This is a genomic window from Hydrogenophaga sp. IBVHS2 (assembly GCF_002127215.1).
Classification (GTDB): domain Bacteria; phylum Pseudomonadota; class Gammaproteobacteria; order Burkholderiales; family Burkholderiaceae_C; genus Hydrogenophaga.
Genome location: NZ_NFUT01000002.1, coordinates 580,162 through 598,490, shown reverse-complemented (window position 1 = coordinate 598,490; position 18,329 = coordinate 580,162). Strand labels below are relative to the sequence as shown.

Here is an 18,329-nt window from a genome sequence, read left to right as displayed (position 1 = left end):
GCCGCCCGGTGCCTCACTGCGGCGCCAGGCTGACCTCCACGCTGTCGTCGGCCGAGGCCCGCAGGGCCGGGCCGCTGGCCGGCGGCTGCATCTGCGGCCGCGGCATCTGCGGACGCGGCAGGTAGGACGGGAACAGGCCCGGCACGCTGCCCAGGCTGGACAGCCCGCCGGTGTGCTGCTGCGTGGCCAGCAGGCCCTTGACCGTCAGCACCGTGGTGCCGTAGGTCAGCAGGTCCGCGTCGGTGTGCGGCAGGTTGTAGTTGCTCATGAACACCGGCAGGCCTTGCCGTCCCTTGAGCACGTAGGAGGTGGTGAACACCGCCCCGTTGCGGCCGAACAGCGCGAAGCGGGCATCCGGCTCGTACAGGAACAGATCGGTCTGCGGGTCGCTGACGTCCGGCGCGCGGTTGTCGGCCACCACGCGCACGCCCGCATGGTTGACCTCCAGCCGGTTGAGGGCGTAGACGTCCTCCAGGGCGTACGACGGCGCACTGAAGTCGAACACCGCATCGCTCACCCGCACGTCGGTCGATCGGATGCCCGCGCCGCTGGCGACGTTCAGGCGGGCCGCATCGGCCACGCTGCCCGGCTGGTAGCCGCCCAGGGTGAAGAGCAGCGGCGCCGGGCCACCGGTGTGCACGATGCCGGCCTGCACGCGCGGGGCACCCAGATCGATGCGGCGCTGGATGCGGCCTTCGCGCAGGCTGAGCTCGGTGGCGCTGAACAGACTGGCCTCTTCGGTGCGCAACACATCGATGCTCAGCGCCGCCTGGGTGTCGACCCGCACCCGGCGGCCGGTCAGGTTGCCGACCTGCAGCGCTTGGCCCGAGCGCAGGTCGATCAGGTCGCCCGACTCGATGCGGTCGCCGATGATGCTGCCGCCGGTGCGCACCGTGATGGCGGCGGTGGGAGCCGGCGCCAGCAAAGCCCCGAAGCGCAGCTCGCCCGGGGTGGCGATGGTGATGCTGCCCTGCTGGCTGGTGGCGTCGCGCATGTCGATGTTGCCACCGGCCTGCAGCCGCAGATCGTTGCCGGCCTGAGCATCGGCCGTGATCTGCAGCGCGCCCTGGGCCAGCACATCCAGCGTGCCCTGGGCGCTGAGCCGGTCAGCCCGCACCGATGCGCCACGCAGCGACAGCCACACATCCCCGCTGGCGCTGGAGGCGGCCACCGTCGGTGCGTCCACCACCAGCGGCCGCGCCGCCGAAGTGCCGATGCCGCTGCCCCCACCGGCCCCGTTGAGGTCCACCGACTCGCGGGCCTGCAGGTGCACCGCACCATCCCGTCCTTCGATGCGCCCCACCGCGTCCACGGAGAGGGTGCGGCCGGCCAGACCGGCGATGAAGACATCGCCTTCCGAGGCACGCAGCCGCAGCTGCCCCTCGGCGCCCGTGCCCTGCGCGTCCAGGTCCAGGCCGCCGGTGCGCTCCGAGCGCAGGCGGGCGAATGCCAGATCGATGTCGCCCGCAGCGGCCGTCACCGAACCCTGCTGCGTGATGCGCAGGTCGGCCTCGCCGCGCAGGCGCATGCCCTGGGTCAGGGCCAGCGCGGTGTCCAGCGTGAGGTCCAGGCCGTCACCGGTGGCGGTGTCGGGCACGCGCCAGTCGATCGAGCCGGCGCGGGACGCCTGGCCCCCCTGATCGGTGACCCGCAGGCCCTGGCTGCCGGCAGCGAGTTCCAGTGCGAAGCCGTCGCGCACCTGGAACGACAGGCTGCCCTCGGCCGTGCCGCCGGCGGCCCGGCCCACCAGCCAGCGGGCGTGTCCGGCCGGATCGACGCTGCCCACACGACCATCGGCCACGCTCAGGTCGATGCGGTGCGCCGCGATGTCCAGCGCGTCGGCACTGGCCAGCAGATCGCCCTGCCCCACCGTGACCTGCAGGCGGTCGCCCGAGGTCAGCTCGTCGAAGACCAGGTTGCCATCGTCCACCCGCTGCAGGTTGACGCTGCCGCCGGCGCGGGCCTGGATCAGGCGCAGGTCCTGGCCGGCCTGGCCGGCCAGGGTCAGGGCCTGGGTCTCGGTGCCGATGCCACCGCGACCGGCGTTGAGGATGATGCCGCCCGCGCCGGCGGTCATGGCGGTGCCGGTGGCCCCCAGGGCCCGCACGATGCCCTCCTCGGCCGCCACCCGCACCTGACCGGTACGGGCCTCGATGCGCTCCACCGGCAGGCTGCCGCGCGCCGTCAGGACCACGTTGAGGCCGGCGGTGGCGTCCAGGCCCTCGGTGGCGCGCACGATCAGCGGACGGTTCTGCCGCACGATGAAGGCGGCGGGACGGCCGTTGCTGCCATTGACGGTTTCCAGATCGCCCGGGCTGCTGGCCAGCAGCAGGGCCTGGCGCTCCAGATCGGTCAGGGTCCGGGTCGTTCCGTCCGGGTTGTAGAGATCGACCCGCAGGTTGTCGATGTAGCGACCGACAGAACCGGTGGCGCCACCCACGTCGAGCACCACCCGGCGGCCCGACACGTTGGTGTAGGTCGGTGCCGGCACCTCGGTGCTGCTGCGGTTGAGGGCCGCCGCACGGATCTGGTTGCTCAGCAGCTCTTCACCCCAGTAGCTGCCCCGGGTGAGCGATGCGAACAGATCGCTGTTCTGGGTCTGCATGTCGAAGCGGAAGCCGGCGTCGTAGCTGCGGAACGCTGCCGACTGCTGCCAGCTGTCATTGCCCCAGGCCTCGCTGAAGCTGCGCGACAGGCGCTGGTACAGACCGGCGGCGAATTGCTGGACCTCGGCATCGCTGACGGCCGCACCGGCGGACAGGCCCCGCTCGCTGCGCAGGCGCTGGGCCCACTGGTCGAGGATGTAGCGCTGCACCTGCTCGTCGGTGGCGTTCTGGGCCAGGCTGCTGGCCGCCCGGACCCGCTCGCGCCAGCTCTCGTCCACCCGCCCGATGCGGAAGCTGCCATCGGCCTGCACCTCACCGGCGTCCAGCAGGCGCCACCAGGTGTCGTACTCGCCCCGGATGCGCTGCTCGTAGGGACTGACCGTGTGGCGCACCGCATCGTCGCGCGCAGCGGTCTCGTCGAACATGGCGAGGCGCTGCTTCCAGACGGCGTCGATCTCCTCGGTCGAACGGATGTCCAGCGGGGTTTCCTCGCGCGCATCGCGCATGCCGGCGGGCGAGCGCAGGTAGACATCGCCCACCTCGGAGAGCACCTCGCCGACCCGCATGACCTCGCTGCCGCTGTTGCGGATGCGGATGTCCTGACGGGCCACCGCATTGATCACGCCGCCGCCGAGATCGAGGAAATCGGTCGGTGTGGCGCCATGGATGCCGCCGTTGCGGGACTGGAGGTCGACCAGCGCTGCCCGCACCTGGCCGGTGGCGGCAATGCTGCCCGCGGCATGCAGGCGGGCGGTGCCGGCATCGGCGCGCAGGGTGCCCAGGCGGACCGGGCCCAGCACGTCCAGCCAGACCGAGCCCTGGCCCGATGTGGCGCTCAGGCTGCCCACCGGGACCCCGCCGCTGAGGGTCATGTCGACCCGCAGCGGGCGGCTCAGGCCACTGAGATCGGGGGCCGCACCGATGTCGGCCCGGGCCGACAGCAGCAGCTCGCGCGCGGTCAGGGTGACGTCGGCACCGGCCCGGTTGCGGATGCCCAGGGCCGACGAGGTGTCCTCCAGGGAAGTCACGCCGGTGCGGTTGAGCAGCGAGCCGGCCAGCTCGATGCCGCCCTGGGAGGTGATCTGGATGCGCCCCTCCGGCGCACCGGCGGTGCGGATCGGGATCGGCGTGTCGGCCCGGACGCTGATGTTCTGCGTGGCGCGGATGCGGTTGACCATCACGAAGCGCCGTGTGGCCGCACCGTTGGCGGTGTAGCCGACCGTGTATATCGGTTCGGAGAGCACCGAGGTGGTGGTGGTCAGGGCCAGGTTCTCCCCCTGCCGGGCCGGATCGATGGAGACGCTGTAGTTCTGGTTGTTGACCCAGCCCGCCCCATCGAAGGTCCAGTCGGTGGTGCGGTAGTCCCACCAGGCGTTGGAGCCGGCCACCGGGTTGTAGATGTCGCGCTTGATGGTGGCGGTGCGGCTCCAGTTCAGGCGGGCACCGGCAACCGGGGCATAGCTGAGGTTGCCCACCTGGCCCAGGTACTCGCCGCTCAGGCCCGATGGCGGCTCCAGCGTGGTGGGCACGCCCCGCAGGGTGTAGCGGGTGAAGCCGGTGCCGGCGCCCGGGTTGGGGTTGTAGACGTACCAGGTCGTCAGCGGCTGGTTGCCCGAGACGTTCAGGCGATCGGTGATGCGCAGCGTGCTGTTGGCCAGCGTGCCGGTGTTGATGGTGGCCACCGACAGCTTGAACGGCGTCTCGTTGCGGATGTCGAACTGCGGCGCACCGCTGTTGAGCTGGATCAGGCCCAGCGTGCCGCCTTCGGCATTGAGCCGGCTGCTGTTGATGATCTGGCCGTTGAGCACGATGCGCCCGCCGTCGCCCCCGGACATGGGTCGGGTCACCAGGGTCTGGCTGGTGGTGTCGAACCAGATCGGGACCACCCGGTCACCCGGATTGACGGCCAGCGCCACCCCGTTGCCCATCGTGTCCAGCCGGTACTGACCGGTGCGCGGATCGATGTGGCCGGTGAGGCCTGCACGCAAGGCGCACACCGCATCGAGCAGGCAGTTCAGCACGCCGATCGTGTTGTCGCCCACGGTCACCGTCGCATCGCGGTTCACCCGCACCGACTGGTTGCCGGTCACACCCGAGCTGATGCGGCCGTTGACGTCCAGGATGGAAGCATTGAGGTCCACCAGCTGGCCGCCATTGAGGCCGGCCCGCGACCCGTCGGCCGGCGCGTTGGCCCCGCTGAACACCGAGCCGCTGGAAGAGCTGCGGGCGACCTGCACATAGACCGGGAAGAAGTAGCGGTTGTCGTACCAGCGCAGTTCGGCCGGGTTGGTGTTGCGGTAGTCCCCCGGAATCTGGCCGAAGTTGGGATCGGCCACATTGAGGTTGAAGTAGTTGCGGAACACCTCGCCCTGGTTCGCATAGTTGTAGACCCACTCGCTGTTGACGCCGCTGAGCACCTGCGAGAGCTGCAGCTGCGACGTGGACGGCGACCCGGTCAGCTGCCGCACCCGGTCGTCGGCGGCGATCATGGCGATCTGGAACGGCGTCATGTCGGAGGCGAACGCCGACCGCCGGGCCACCTGGGCCACCGCGGCGGCCCAGGCAAAGGCCGGGTCACCCCCCACGAAGTACGGCTGGTTGGGCGATCCGATCGAGATCGCGCCGTTGGGCGCCTCCTGGCGGATGGTGGCGGCGAAAACCCCGCTGGTCACGGCGATGTCGCCCCAGTCGTTGCGCAGCAGCACGTCGCCGGTGAGGTTGTTGATCTCGCTGCTCACGCCGTTGGGCAGGCGACCGGACTGGGCGAACAGCACCGGGCCTTTGCCGCCCTGGGGCGAGGTGTAGTCGGTGATCACCTCGATCTGCGGCTTGGCGTCGGTGCGGATGCGCGTCACCGACAACGAGCCCTGACCGCCCCGCACGAAATCGACGCGCCCGCCGGAGGCGGCATCCGGGATCTCGATGTTGTTGAGGATCAGGTGGCTCTCGCCGCTGTTGCGGATGCTGATGCGGGCACCGCCGGCCGCGCGCAGCGAACCGGTGCCGTTCACGGTGGAGGCATCGACCGTGATGCTGCCGCCGGCCGCACGCAGGTCGGGCAGGATGAAGGCATCGAGCGTCTGCTGGTTGACCAGCCCCGCCAGGCGCTGCAGCCGGTCCTTTTCCACCGGGTCGGTCTCGGAGGCGGCCAGTCCGTTGAGGTAGCCCGCTGCGTTCAGGCGGGTCTTGAGGAACACGCCCACCGGGCTGAAGCCGCGCAGGTCGGCCAGTGCGTCCAGCGGAGCAACCTGCCAGTCATCGTTGGTGCGCAGGGCGGCTGCGCCGGCATCGGTGCCGCCGTCGCTCACCTGGTAGGTGAGCTGCCCGGCGCCGTCGATGCGCACCTGCACGTCGCTGCGCACGCCGGCCGCCAAGCGACCGTTGACCGTCAGGCTGGAGTTGTACTGGACCAGCGTGGTGCCTTCGGCGGTCAGTTCCTGGGTGTTTTCCGAATACGGGTTGTGGCCGCTGGCCTGGACCTTGGCATCGGCCAGACCGCGTGCCGCCTTCAGGTTGACATCGCGCACCGACCGGATGTCGCTGCCGGCCTCCAGCACCACCGTGGCGTTGTCGATGGCCTGGCCGTCGGCAGCCAGCTCCGGCGTGATCGGGATGACCGCGTAGTTGTAGACATCGGTGATGGCACGGGCACCCAGCAGGTTGGCGGCTGCGCCTTCGGCCGACATGCCGGCCCCGATATGGGCCGTGTCCCAGGAGAAGATCGAGGTGTTGCGGCCGACCCGCACGTTCTCGTTCACCTTGAGCACCGTGCTCGACGATCCGCCGGCAATGCCGATGGCGCCATAGGTCTTGGTCAGCGCCTCGCTCAGCGCCTTGTGGTCGGCGCTGGTCGTCAGGGCAAACACACCCGAGCTCAGGATGCGCACCCGCTCGCCCAGCGTGGCCGACACCTGGCTGTCCAGATCGGTGTGGGCATCGGTGAACGGGGCCTGGATCGCGCCACCGGTGTTGAGCTTGACGCGGATGTCGGCGTCGCTCGTGGTGCGGGCGGTGATGGTGACGTTGCCCGGCAGGTAGTAGGGGTTGCCGCAGGTGCCGATGAGCACGTCGTCGGCCACGCGGGTGGCCGCCTCGTGGCGCAGCGTCTGGCGGGCCAGCACGGCGCCACCGCTGATGAGGCCGCCACCGGCGCCGGTGGCCACGTACTCGCTGTCGGGGTCGGTCGGGCTGGCGGTGCCCGGCACACGGTCCACCCCGTTGAGCGAGCTCAGGCTCACGCCCAGCACGCCCTTGATGGCGGCATGCCGGCCCACATCCACCGTGGACACCGAACGCCGGCCCGAGCCGGCATCGGTGTTGCTGTACTCGGCCTCGGTGCCGCTGGCGCCCACCACGCTGGCGTTGACCGCGTTGCCGTGCAGCGCATAGTTCGAGCGGTAGCGCGAGGCCACCTCGATGCGGTCGCCCCGCAGGTGCACGGCGTTGTCGGCATCGGTCCCGGTGGCCAGGGAGACGGTGGCGCGGCCGGTGTCGAGCACCTTGGCCGACGACGCCGCGCCCGAAATGATGCCGCCCGACCCGGCCAGGCTGCGCGCCAGCAGCCGGGAGGTGCCATCGGCCACGATGCCGATGCGTGACGGCGGCGCGATGGTGTCGCCCTCACGGGCATAGGCGGTGCGCAGGCCCACGGTCACATCGGTGTCGGTCTGTCCGTTGGTGCGCGCAATGGCGGCCCCCAGCGACAGCAGCCCGCCCACGCTGATGCCGGTGGCCACGGCGTCGCCTCGCACCTGGCTGGTCGCGCTCAGCGCCAGGGCACCCGAGCCCAGCGTCACATCGTCGCCCAGACGGGCCTGGGTGCGTGCGTTCTGGGTGGTCTCGGCCACAGCGGCGTTGGCGCCCACCAGCAGCGCACCGGTGCCGGCGATGGCCTCGGTGCGGGCGTCGGAGGTGTCGCTGGCCGTCACCCGCAGGGTCCCTTCGTGGAAAGTGCCGTCGGCACGCGGCGCGGTCCGCACCAGCACGGACGCACCGTCGGCGATCTCGGCTTCGGTCAGCGAGAGCACACGCGCTGTCGAGGCCGACACGCCCAGCGAGGCCGACGACGACACCGCCACACCGATCGAGCGGTTGGACTGCGTGGCCGAATGGGTGGCCAGCACGGCGATGTCACCGCCGGTGCTGCCCACCAGGGCCCGGTCGCCGATGCGCGCGCGGGTGACCATGCGGTCCCAGGTGCCGGTCCCGGCACCGGCACCGGAGGCGGCACCGGCACTCACGGCAATGGCCTGGGTTTCCAGCCGGCCGCTGGTGGTCGCTGCCACCCGCACGTCGCCGCTGGCCTGCACCCAGGTGCCCCCCAGACCCGCCGGGCTGGTGGCGGGCGTGAACGCCGCACCGCGACCGGTGCTGCCGACATCGGGGTTGATTTCCGCCCGCACCTCGCCGTTGCGTTCGGCCGTGGCCGACGACACACCGGCCGCCACCAGGCCCACACCGGCGCCCAGGGTGAACAGCTCGGCCTTGCTGCCGTCGGTGGCTTCCACCGTCACGTCCTTGCCCTGCACATCGCCGTCCAGGTGTGCGTACACCTGGTTGTTCAGCGTGGCATGGGCAATGGCTGCACCGAAGCCGACGAAACCGCCGCCGCCACCGGCCACGGTCACGCCGCAGACGGTGGTGTCGAGTCCACAGGCCACATCGTTGTCGCCGTTGTCCACGGTGTAGCTGCTGCCCCGCTGCAGATTGGCCGCCACCGCGCTGAGCGTGACATCGGGCTGCAGCCCGCCCTCGGTCTGCGGCCGCACCAGGCTGCGCACCAGGCCCGCCTCGACCGCGTTGTTGACGAAGGTCAGGCCGATGGAGCCGCCCACACCGACCGCGCCGCCCACACCCAGGGCGCCGGAGCCGTTGATGATGGAGGTCTCGCTGCGGGCGTCGATGTCGAGCGCGCCCACACGCACGATCGAGTCGCTCAGCAGTGCCTTGCTGCTGTTGGCACCGCTGCTCGAGAGCAGGCTGCCGACGTTGGTGCGGGTGCTGGCGCCGCCCAGGATGTCGGAGCGGGTCTGCGCGTCCAGGGCTTTTTCGTTGCGGCCCTCGACGCCGTCGTCGTTGGTCTCCTTGAGCTCGAAGACACCGTCCAGCGAGGCCGTGGCCTGCGCCGCCAGATCGAGCGATGAACCGCCCTTGCCGCTGCCGGTGAAGGCCTGCAGCGCCTCGGGGCCGGATGCGGGCGCCGTGCCCAGCATGATCAGCGAGAAGGTGCCGCCCACGCCGGCGTCGGTGCCGGCGCCCAGGCCGATGGCGTAGCTGTCGATCTGCTTGCGGTTGAGCGACTCCACCTCCAGCTTGGGCGCCTGCACGATGGAACCCGACACCGAAGCCAGTGCCTCGCTGCGGGCCACCATGATCGACACCGCACCGCTGGCGCCACCACCACCGCCCCAGCTCACGCCGGCCGAACCGGCGGCACGCAGGATGTTGCCCCGGTCCTCCGCCCGCACGCGGATGCCCCCGTCGACGACGGTCACCTCGCCCTGGGACCGGTCCTGGTTCTCGACCACCACGCCCCGGTTGCGGCCGCTGGCCTGCAGATCGGCCTGTCGCACCAGCGCCTGGGTGGTGCTGGAATGGACCGACACATCGATGACACCGGCCACGGCCGTGCCGCTGCTGCCGGCCACGGCCAGCACCACTTCGGCATTGCGCACGTCGGTGACGGCGTCCACGGTGATGTCACCGTCGCCCTCGACCTGTCCGCCCTGGCTGTCGGCCACCACGCGGCGCTGCAGCCCGAGGCGGCCAGCGGTGCGGTTGCCGTCGATCTCGGCCAGGGTGGTCTGCTCGCTCACCGCCACGATGACCGAACCGGCCCCCGCGCCGACGCCGGCCGACACCGCACCCGCACCCACCACGAACTTGGCGCCGGTGCGGCTGGAGGCGTCGATGTCGATGCGGCGGGCATAGACCTCGGCGTCGTACAGGCCGGCGCGCGTCAGGCCCTTGGTCACCGCCACCTCGATGGTGCCGGCGCCGGCCACGGCGCCGGCACCGGCCACCGACATCACGACCCCGGCCAGACCGCCGGTGCTCGACGCATTCACCGACAGGCGTCCGCCGGCGTCCACCTCGGCGTTGCGCACCTCGGCGATGGTGTCGGCCTGGTTCACGTCCACCGACACCGCGCCGGTGGCGGCGATCAGGCCGGAGCCGGCACCGGCCAGCGCGAAGTTGGCGCTGTACTGGTGGCTGGACGCCTGCACGTCCACATGCTGGTTGGCGCCGGTCACGCCGGCGTAGGACACGGTGGTGGTGTCGCGCGGGAGGATGGTTCCATTCTCCGCTTGCACCGAGGCATCGCTGGTGCCGTTGACCACCGAGCGGTCGACGTTGATGCGCGCCTTCTCGATGCGGGCGGTGGTGTCGCCGGCCACCACCTGGGCACCCAGGTTGCCGGCCACGCCGGCACCGATGCTGGCCGACAGCGCGCCGGTCAGCCCCATGGACTTCACATGGCGGATCGACGAGGCGTTCACCGCCAGACCGGTCACCTCGCGGGTGGCCTCGGTCAGGGTGGGCGCTGCGTAGTTCTCGGCGCTCTCGAAGCCGTCGTACACCACCTGCTCGGTGAGCTGGCCGTTGCCGACGGTCAGGCGGTCGCTGGCATCGGCCGCCCGGGCATTGACCACGGTCACGGCCGTGTCGGTGGCCTTGCCCACCAGCGCCTGCGTGCTGCTCTTGATGACGTTGGCCGACGCCGAGGCGCCCACCGCGGCCGAGAAGGTGTTGACCGAAATGGCGATGCCGCCGGCCAGCGAGGCGATCTCGCCCCGATCGCGCGCCTGGACCAGCACGTTGTGGTCGGCATCGACACGGGCCCCGCCGTCGATCTCGGCCACGGTGCTGTTGTTGATCACGTTGACGCTGATCGAACCGGCCACCGCCGCTTCCTTGCTGCCGCCCAGGCCCACGGCAATCACGCCGATGCTGCCGTTGGTGTCGGCCTGCACCTTCACATTGCGGGCATCGACGGCGGCGTCGGTGTCGGCCGGGTTGCCGCGCAGCGTGGCGCGGGTTTCGCTGGCCTGGGCGTTCACGCTGATCGCGGCACCGCCGGCACCGTTGCCGCCCAGGGCCAGACCCAGGCTGAGCAGGCGCGAGTTGGAGGCATCCAGCGCCACCAGCTCCACGTCGCCGGTGCTGTCGATGTCCGAGCCGATGTTCTCGGCCACGGTGACGTTGTCCACGCCCGAATTGGCGCTGGCGCCGTTGAAGGCCAGCTTGCCGGAGGCGCCCACCGAAATGGCGGCCGCCCAGATCTCGCCGTTGCTCAGGGCGCGCTGGCGCAGCCCGCCCGCGCCGGTGGACACCCGTGCGCCCGAGACCACGGCCTCGTTGCGCATCTGGATGACGTTGATGTTGACCGCTGCGCCGATGGCGGCATCGCCGCCGCCGTTGCCGGTGCCGGCCAGCGAGAAGATGCGCGAATCGCGGTCGGCGGCGTCGCTGGTGTCGCCGGCGCGCACCACCACGCCCTCGGCCTCGATGTCGGCCCCGGTGCCGATGCGGGCCAGGGTGGAGGTGCCGACCTCGTTGTAGGTGAACGAGCCGTTGAAGGCGGTTCCGCTGGGCGCAGCGCCGCCGCTCAGGGCCAGGGAGAAGATGTCGGTCTTCGACGATGCGTCGACCCGGGCGCCGCCATCGGGCAGGCGCACGGTGACGTGCTCCACCCTGGCATGCGTACTGGCCTCGCTGGTGCCCACCGCCAGGGCCAGGCCCAGGGCGGCCTTGCCCTTGGTGGAGACCACCACGTTGCCGCCCACGGTCCAGTTCTGGGTCTCGTCCTCGGCGGACACCCGCAGCGCGTCGTCGGCGCTGCCGGACAGGTTGACCGTGGTGGTGGTGCCCTCACGCCCGAGCAGCGCATGGGTGCGGTTGTTGTTCACCGTGGCCGCGCCCGAGCCCATGGCCGCGAACGAGCTGTTGTCGGTGGACACCGCCACCCCCACGCCGACGTTCACGCCCAGGGTGGAGGCCTTGGCCGACACCGCCATGCTGGCGGCGTCCACGTCGGCGTCGTACACCTCGGCAATGTGGTGCTTGTCGGACACCGACACCGCCAGACCCACGCCGGCGCTGTTGCCCTGGATGTTGACGTTGCCGGCAATGCCCACCAGCACCGAGCCGGCGCGGGTGGTGTCCCAGGTCACGGCCGGGGAGCTGTTGTCGGGATCGCCTTCGGGGCCTTCCTTCTGCGCGCTGATGTTGGGCTGGCCACTGTCGGTGGTGTTGGCCAGGAAGCCCTGGCCGAAGTCGGTGCGGTCCTCGTCGGCCTCGGCGGTGGCCTCGCCGCGCGGCGCGCCGGCAGCAAAGCGGGCATGGTGGGCATTGAACGCCGCCTGGACGGCCTGGGTCGGCTGGTCGCTGGAGACCACCGTGACGGTGCCGCCGGCATCGATGTCGGCCCGCTCGTTGGGCTGTCCCTGCACCGCCGCCGAGGTGATCTCGGCGCGGGTGGTGGTGGCCGCAAAGTTGACCGCCACCGATCCATTGATCGAGATCGAGGGCTTGTTGGCCCCGTCGCCGGCGCTGTTGATGGCACCGGCCGCGGCGGCGCTGACCAGGGTGGTGGGGTCGAAGGCGCCGACGGTGACGTCGTCCACCTGGCTGATGCGGCCGCCCCGGATGGCGGCCGTCACGTCGCTGTTGATCAGGCCGACCGCCACCGTGGCGCCGACCCCCTTGTTCTGCTTGACGCTGATGCTGCCGCCGCCCACCCCGGTGAGGGTGCTGTCGCGGGCGTACACCTGCACATCACCGTTGCCGCCGGTTGCGCCGGTGAGGGTGGAGCGCTCCACCAGGGCCTGCAGCGTGTTGTCCACCGCCGAGACCGATGCCGACACCGCCAGGCCCACGCTCTGCGTGTCGCCCTGGGTGCCGCCGCTGGACGCGGTCAGGCCCAGGCCGACCGAGACGTTCTCGCCCTTGCGTTCGGCCAGCACGTCCAGCGCACCGAAGTCCGACACGGTGGAGCGGCGCACCACCGCCTCGGCGGTGTTGGCCACGATGTTGATGGCCACGGCGCCCGAGCCGCCGGCCTTGGTGCTGACGTTGGGGTCCTTGCCGCGCGAGATGGCACCGGCACCCGAGGCACCGATGGCGTTGACCTGCTCCAGCACCGCCACCGTGAAGCGCGGCGTGTCGGTGGCGGTGTTGCGTGCCCCGAGGGTGGCGTCTTCCACCACGGCACGGGTCACATGGCGGGCGGTGTTGACCGCCGCATTGGCCGACACCGCCACATTGATGTCGAACTCCGACTCGGTAGGCTTGGGGTCCTTGCCCTCCTTGACCGCCACCTGCTTGGACAGGGTGTCGCCGATCTTGGGAATGCTCTTGAGCTTGTCGGCCAGCGCGTTGCGCTTGTTGTCGATGGCGGTGGTGGCCTGCGCCTTGAGCTTGCTGGCCGAGTCCTTGAAGTTGTCCAGCCGGCTGGGTTTCTTGTCCGGGCCGTAGTAGGTGTTGGGGTCGTCGTTGGCGGTGTCGGACGCCATCACGCCCAGGGCCACCACGGTGCCCTGGGTCTGGGCATCGACGCTGAAGGTGTCGGACACGCGCACGCCGCGCTCGGCCGGCGGGGGCAGCACCGGCGCCGTCACGCTGCGGCCCTGGCGCAGCCAGGGGTCGCTGGTGCCCACGTCGGTGCCGATGCGCGACTGGGTGTCGGTGCGCACGTCGTTGTAGGCCAGGCCCACGCCCACCGCCGCCGAGGACGACTGGGTGAACGCCAGCGCCAGGTTGACGGCGGTGATGTTCTGGTGCGCGTTCTGCACGAAGTTGCGGCTGGCCACCACGGCGGTGCTGTCGGTCAGGGCCCGCACCTGGTTGTCGGTCAGGATCACGCCGCCCAGCAGCGTGACGGCCGCCTGGTCCCCCTTGCCGCCGGAAGGCACCAGGGCCACCAGGGCATCGTTGGCGCGGGCATCGACCTCGATGGTGGAGGCCGCGGTCAGGCGCGCGGCCTGATCGACCACTGCGGCCACCTTGTGCTCGGTCTTGAGCACATTGACCGAAGCGCCCACGGCCACATCGCCGGACACGCTGCCGGGCTTGGGGATCAGTCCGGCGGCATTGCCGGCGGCGGTGATGGCGAAGGTGTCGCTGTCGGCCCGCACCGAGAGGCTGCGGTCGAAGCTGAGCTTGTCCTTGAGCACCACGCCCAGCACCGGGGGCGGCTCGTCCACCGGGAACACGCCGTACACCACCACCTTGCCGGGCGGCAGCTCGGCCGACGCCAGGCAGGCGGCCGGATCGGCCTCGAAGCTGCACAGCAGCTGGGCGGTGGCGGTGGTGTTGCCGGAGGGCGGCGCCACCAGGTTGTCGTCGAGCTCGGGGTCGACCTGGGCCAGCGGCGCATCGGGCCGGCGGATGTTGAGTTCCCAGGTGGCATCCACCGCAGCGGTGGCGGTGAGCTGGGCCTCCGGGGCCACCCAGGTGCTGGTGTTGTTCTTGAACTGGGTCCAGTTGACCGCACCGGCCAGGCCCACGCTGGTGCCGTCGTCACCGCCGTCCTTGGCCTTGCTGGTGGCCGACACATAGCTGGTCAGCACGTACTGCGGCAGACCGAAGGATGGCGGCTTGAGCGCCTTGATCAGCTTGGCCGGGCGGTTGCGGATGTCGAACTGGTCGTCCCACAGCACGTCCAGCGGCTGCAGGCTCTCGCTGAGCAGGCCGATGTTGGCGCCGGTGATGTCGGCGCCCTGGCCGATCACCACGCTGGCGTTGTGCTCGTAGAAGCCCACCCCCACGGCCGCCGAGATGGTCACGCCCACATCGTCCTTGCCCTTGGTCTTGGCCACCGAGATGTTGCGGGTGTTGTGGTTCTCGGTGCGGGCGACCACGGCCACGTTGCCGCTGGCGTCGATGGTGGTGCCCGGCATCACCTCGGCCGAGGCGTTGAGCGTGTTCATGGCCAGCGCCATGGTGGCCGAGGCCTGGAACGGCACGGTGAACTGGCCGTTGGTGTTGTTGCGGGCCAGGGCGTTCTGGAAGCTGGTGCCGATGTACTGGCCGATGGCGCCGGCCTTGCCCGGCGCCTTGGCCAGGTAACCCTTGGCAGCAAACTTCACCGCGGCCGGCACCTTCTCGGTGAAGCCGGTGGAGACCGCGTTGTAGTTCTGCCAGGTGGTGGTGTCGGACAGCACCGTCACGTTGCCCACGTTGCTCAGGTCCACCCCCAGGGTGGCGCGCGAGGTCAGGTTGCTCAGCGACACCGCACCGCCCACGCCCAGACCATCGGAGTCGCTGTTCGCCGGACCGCCTTCGCTGGCCTTGGGCGAGATGATCTGCATCTTCAGGTTGTTGAAGGTGTTGCCCACCTGGAACGCCTGGATGTCGACCGCGCTGGCACTGATGGTGCCGCCGGTGACCTCGGCCACGGCCGAGTTGTCGGTCTTGATCATGCTGAAGCCGGCATTGATCGGTGCGCCGGCCAGGCTGAACATCTTGACCTTGGAGATGGCGGTGGCGCTGTTGAGCGCCAGCACACCCAGCTTGCCGCCAGCCGTGATGCTGCCGCCCTCGATCAGGGTGCTGGCAGCGCCGCCGGTCTCGGCATAGGCGGCGGCCAGGGCCACCGCGTTCTGCAGGTTGTTGGTGGCGAACATCTTCATGGAGATGTTCGCGTCGGTGGTGGTCAGGGCGCTGAGGTTGATGTCGGCATCGGCCTGCAGCGTGGCGGTGCCGGTGACCCGGGTGGTGGCATCGGCGCGCGCGATCTCCACCGCCGCCGAGATGCCGCCCAGCAGGCCCAGGGCCTGCATGGCGAACTTTTCCTGGTTGCCGGCCGCGCCGGCATAGGCCATGGCGGTGGCGTCGATCTGGCGCGCACGCACCGTGCCGGCCAGCGTGATGCTGGAGTCGGTCTCGGAGATGACCAGGTAGTGGTTGGCGGCCGAATAGCTGGTGATCTCGACCCGGCCACCGGCGTGCGTGCCGTCGCCCTGGGCATAGATGCCGCTGCCTTCCTGCAGGTCGATGCGCTCGCCGCGCAGGATCACGTCGCCCGCCGCGCCGCCCATGTCGCCGGTTCGGCCGTCGCCGCTGCCGCCGTTGCGCGGCGGTCGGGTGATGATGGCCGCGTTGCGGCGCAGCGTGACGGTACCGCCGTTCGTGCCGCCCAGGGCCAGGTACTCCAGCGGCTTCTGCGCCTGGGTCTGCACCTCCAGCGGGGTGTCGGTGAACAGCGAGACCGTGGCGTCGGGCGAGCCCAGGCCGCTGAGGATGAGCTTGCCGCCGCCGGTGCGGATGCGCGCCCCCTCGCCGAGGGTGATGTCTTCGGACTGCAGTCGGAACACCCGGTCCGGGCTGGTCATGACCGAGGTCAGGTCCACATCGACGCCATCCAGGATGTCGATGGTCGCCGTGCCGAACGCATTGGCCGCCCGCAGCGTGAGGTTGCCGCCCCCCAGCAGGTTCTGCAGCGTGCCGGTGGTCACCGTGCAGTCCAGCGAGCAGTCGTAGGCCTCGTTGGCGCCGGCCGCCACCCGGAACGACTGGGCGCCCAGCACCGTGGTGCCGGCCACGCCGCCACCGGCGGCGCTGCGGTCGGTCACCGCCGTGGCGTCGATGCGCACGCGCGAGCCCAGGTACTCGATGCTGCCGCCGTTGCCGCCGGCGCCGGCACCCCGGGCTTCGCTGGTGCCCTGGATGAGCGTCATCTCGCTGGCGGGTGCACCGGCGCTGGACGCCTGGCTGCCGTAGACGATGGTGCCGCCATGCCCCTGCTCGGTGGCATTGGCCTGCACCAGGCCGGTGGAGGCCAGCGTCACCGCCCGGGTGATCACGCGCGCCGCACCCGGCTCGGTGCTGTCGGCGGTGGTGGTGCCGGCACCGTTGGCACCGGTGGGGTCGGTGCTGAGCAGCGATTCGCCGGCCACATCGAAGTTGGGATCGGCCCGCAGCGCGGCTTCCAGCTCGGACTGCGCGTCGTACACCCGACCGGGGATCGTGCCGATGCGGACCGATCCGCCGCCCCGGCGTCCGCTGGCATCGACCGTGCCGGCCACGGTGACGGTCTGGCCGGTCACGCTGATGGAGCCGCCCGTGCCCTCCCCGGCTGCCAGGGTGCCGGCACCGCGGTGGCTGGCATCGAGCCGGCTGCCGGCGGCCAGGTTGACCGCGCCCTCGGCCACGATCTCGATGACCCCGCCGACCTGCCTCATCACCACCGGTGCGTTGGCGCTGCCCGCATTGACGGCGGCGCGCAGGCCGGTGGCCTGGGCCGCATCGGCGCCGGCCCGCACCGCCCCGGTGGCGGTCACGTTGACAGTGGCACCCGCGTCGAGCCGCACGCCCTCGATGGCGTTGATCTGCCCTTCCACCCGGATCAGGCCGGTGCCGCTGCGCGGCAGCTGGCCCGCCACCAGACGCTCGGTCAGGGCGTCGCCGGTGGCGTTGCCGATGTTGCCGGTGATGCGGTCGAACTCGGCCCGCTGCGGCGTGTGCACGCTGACCCGCCCGGCATTGATCACCCCGTTGGGGCCGACCACCATGCCGTCGGGGCTGGCAAACACCGCATGGCCGCCGATGGCCCCGTTCTTCACGGCATTGACCGTGCCGTTGACGGTGATGGCGTTCTGGACCAGGTTGACCACGGTGTTCGCCGCGGTCGGGATGTGCACATTGACCGTGTTGCCCGAGGCCACCTCGAAGCGGGAGAAGGCATTGAAGGCGGTGCTGCCACGCACCGTGCCGGTGGTGATGTCGGTGCGCGCGCCATTGACGCTGATCTGGGTGCTGGTGACCGGGGTGCCGCCGCTGTTGAGCACCTGCAGGTTGTTGGCCTGGGCCTGGGCCGGCTTGACGACCCCGAAGGCCGAGGCCAGGGCCACCACCAGCGGCAGCGGTGCCGGCGGACGGCGGTAGGGCAGCCGGCGCACGCCGGATCGCAGCACCGGGGCCTTCATGCCGCTACCTCGTCGGTGGTCTGCGGCGCCGTGGCGTCGGACGGGGTGGCGGCCGGTGCGGCCGGTTGAGCGCGGGCGGCCATCATGCCCAGGCGGCGCGCCTGGCCCAGTGACACCAGGTGGGCGGCTGCGGCCAGCAGGTGGCCCTGGGTGAGCCAGCGCTGGGCCACATCGGGCGGCAGCTGGCGCAGGCGCTCTTCGTTGATGGCCTTGAAGCCGGTGAGCTGACCGGTGCTGCCGTCAGGACGCACGAACTGCAGCACCCGGTCCTCCAGCAGCCCCAGGCGGGCCACTTCGTCGCACCATGCATTGCTGGTGGTGAAGGCCTGGTGCAGCGTCAGCAGGAACTGCTTGGCCTCGGTCAGCGTGCGGGTCTCCTCGCCGGCCTCGTTGAAGAGCGGTTCGCCCACCGTGGTGTTGAGCCCGGTGCAGGCCTCGTCCACGCAGACCAGGAAGTTGGAAGCCTCGCCGGTTTCGGCCAGCGCAAACGGGTAGCGGCGCATGAAGGCCGGCACATAGGTGCCCTCCAGCCAGTGGCGGTCGGCGTCCACGAACAGGTTCTGCTGCGGCGCCAGTCCCAGCAGCGCGCACAGCGCATGCTGGCCCTCGCGCTCGATGAACACGCAGGGGTAATGCAGGGCGGCCTCGCCGAGCTCGTCCACCGCGATCGGCACCGAGTTGGTGGCCGCCGCAAAACCGTGGTCGATGCGCGAGGCATCGATGCGGTGCTCGCGGTGGCGCTCGCGGTTCAGGGTGACGAGTTGGTCGAAGATCATCAGCGTTTTCATGGTGGTTC

Annotated in this window: 2 protein-coding genes; both read right to left on the bottom strand. The window is 71.0% G+C overall.

Annotation, left to right across the window (positions count from 1 at the left end):
• Nucleotides 1-13 precede the first annotated feature (13 nt).
• A complete protein-coding gene (locus CAP38_RS07520; protein WP_086120544.1) occupies nucleotides 14-17,533 on the bottom strand; it encodes a leukotoxin LktA family filamentous adhesin in 17,520 nt (5,839 codons plus the stop codon).
• Complete coding sequence (locus tag CAP38_RS07515) at nucleotides 17,530-18,321, bottom strand: SapC family protein (protein ID WP_086120542.1); 792 nt, start codon at nucleotides 18,319-18,321, stop codon at nucleotides 17,530-17,532. The genes CAP38_RS07520 and CAP38_RS07515 overlap by 4 nt, the downstream gene beginning before the upstream one ends.
• Nucleotides 18,322-18,329 lie beyond the last annotated feature (8 nt).

Excerpts from the sequence above, each read along its gene's own strand:
- CAP38_RS07515 (WP_086120542.1), bottom strand. The coding sequence starts at position 18,321 with ATGAAAACGCTGATGATCTTCGACCAACTCGTCACCCTGAACCGCGAG.
- CAP38_RS07520 (WP_086120544.1), bottom strand. The coding sequence starts at position 17,533 with ATGAAGGCCCCGGTGCTGCGATCCGGCGTGCGCCGGCTGCCCTACCGC.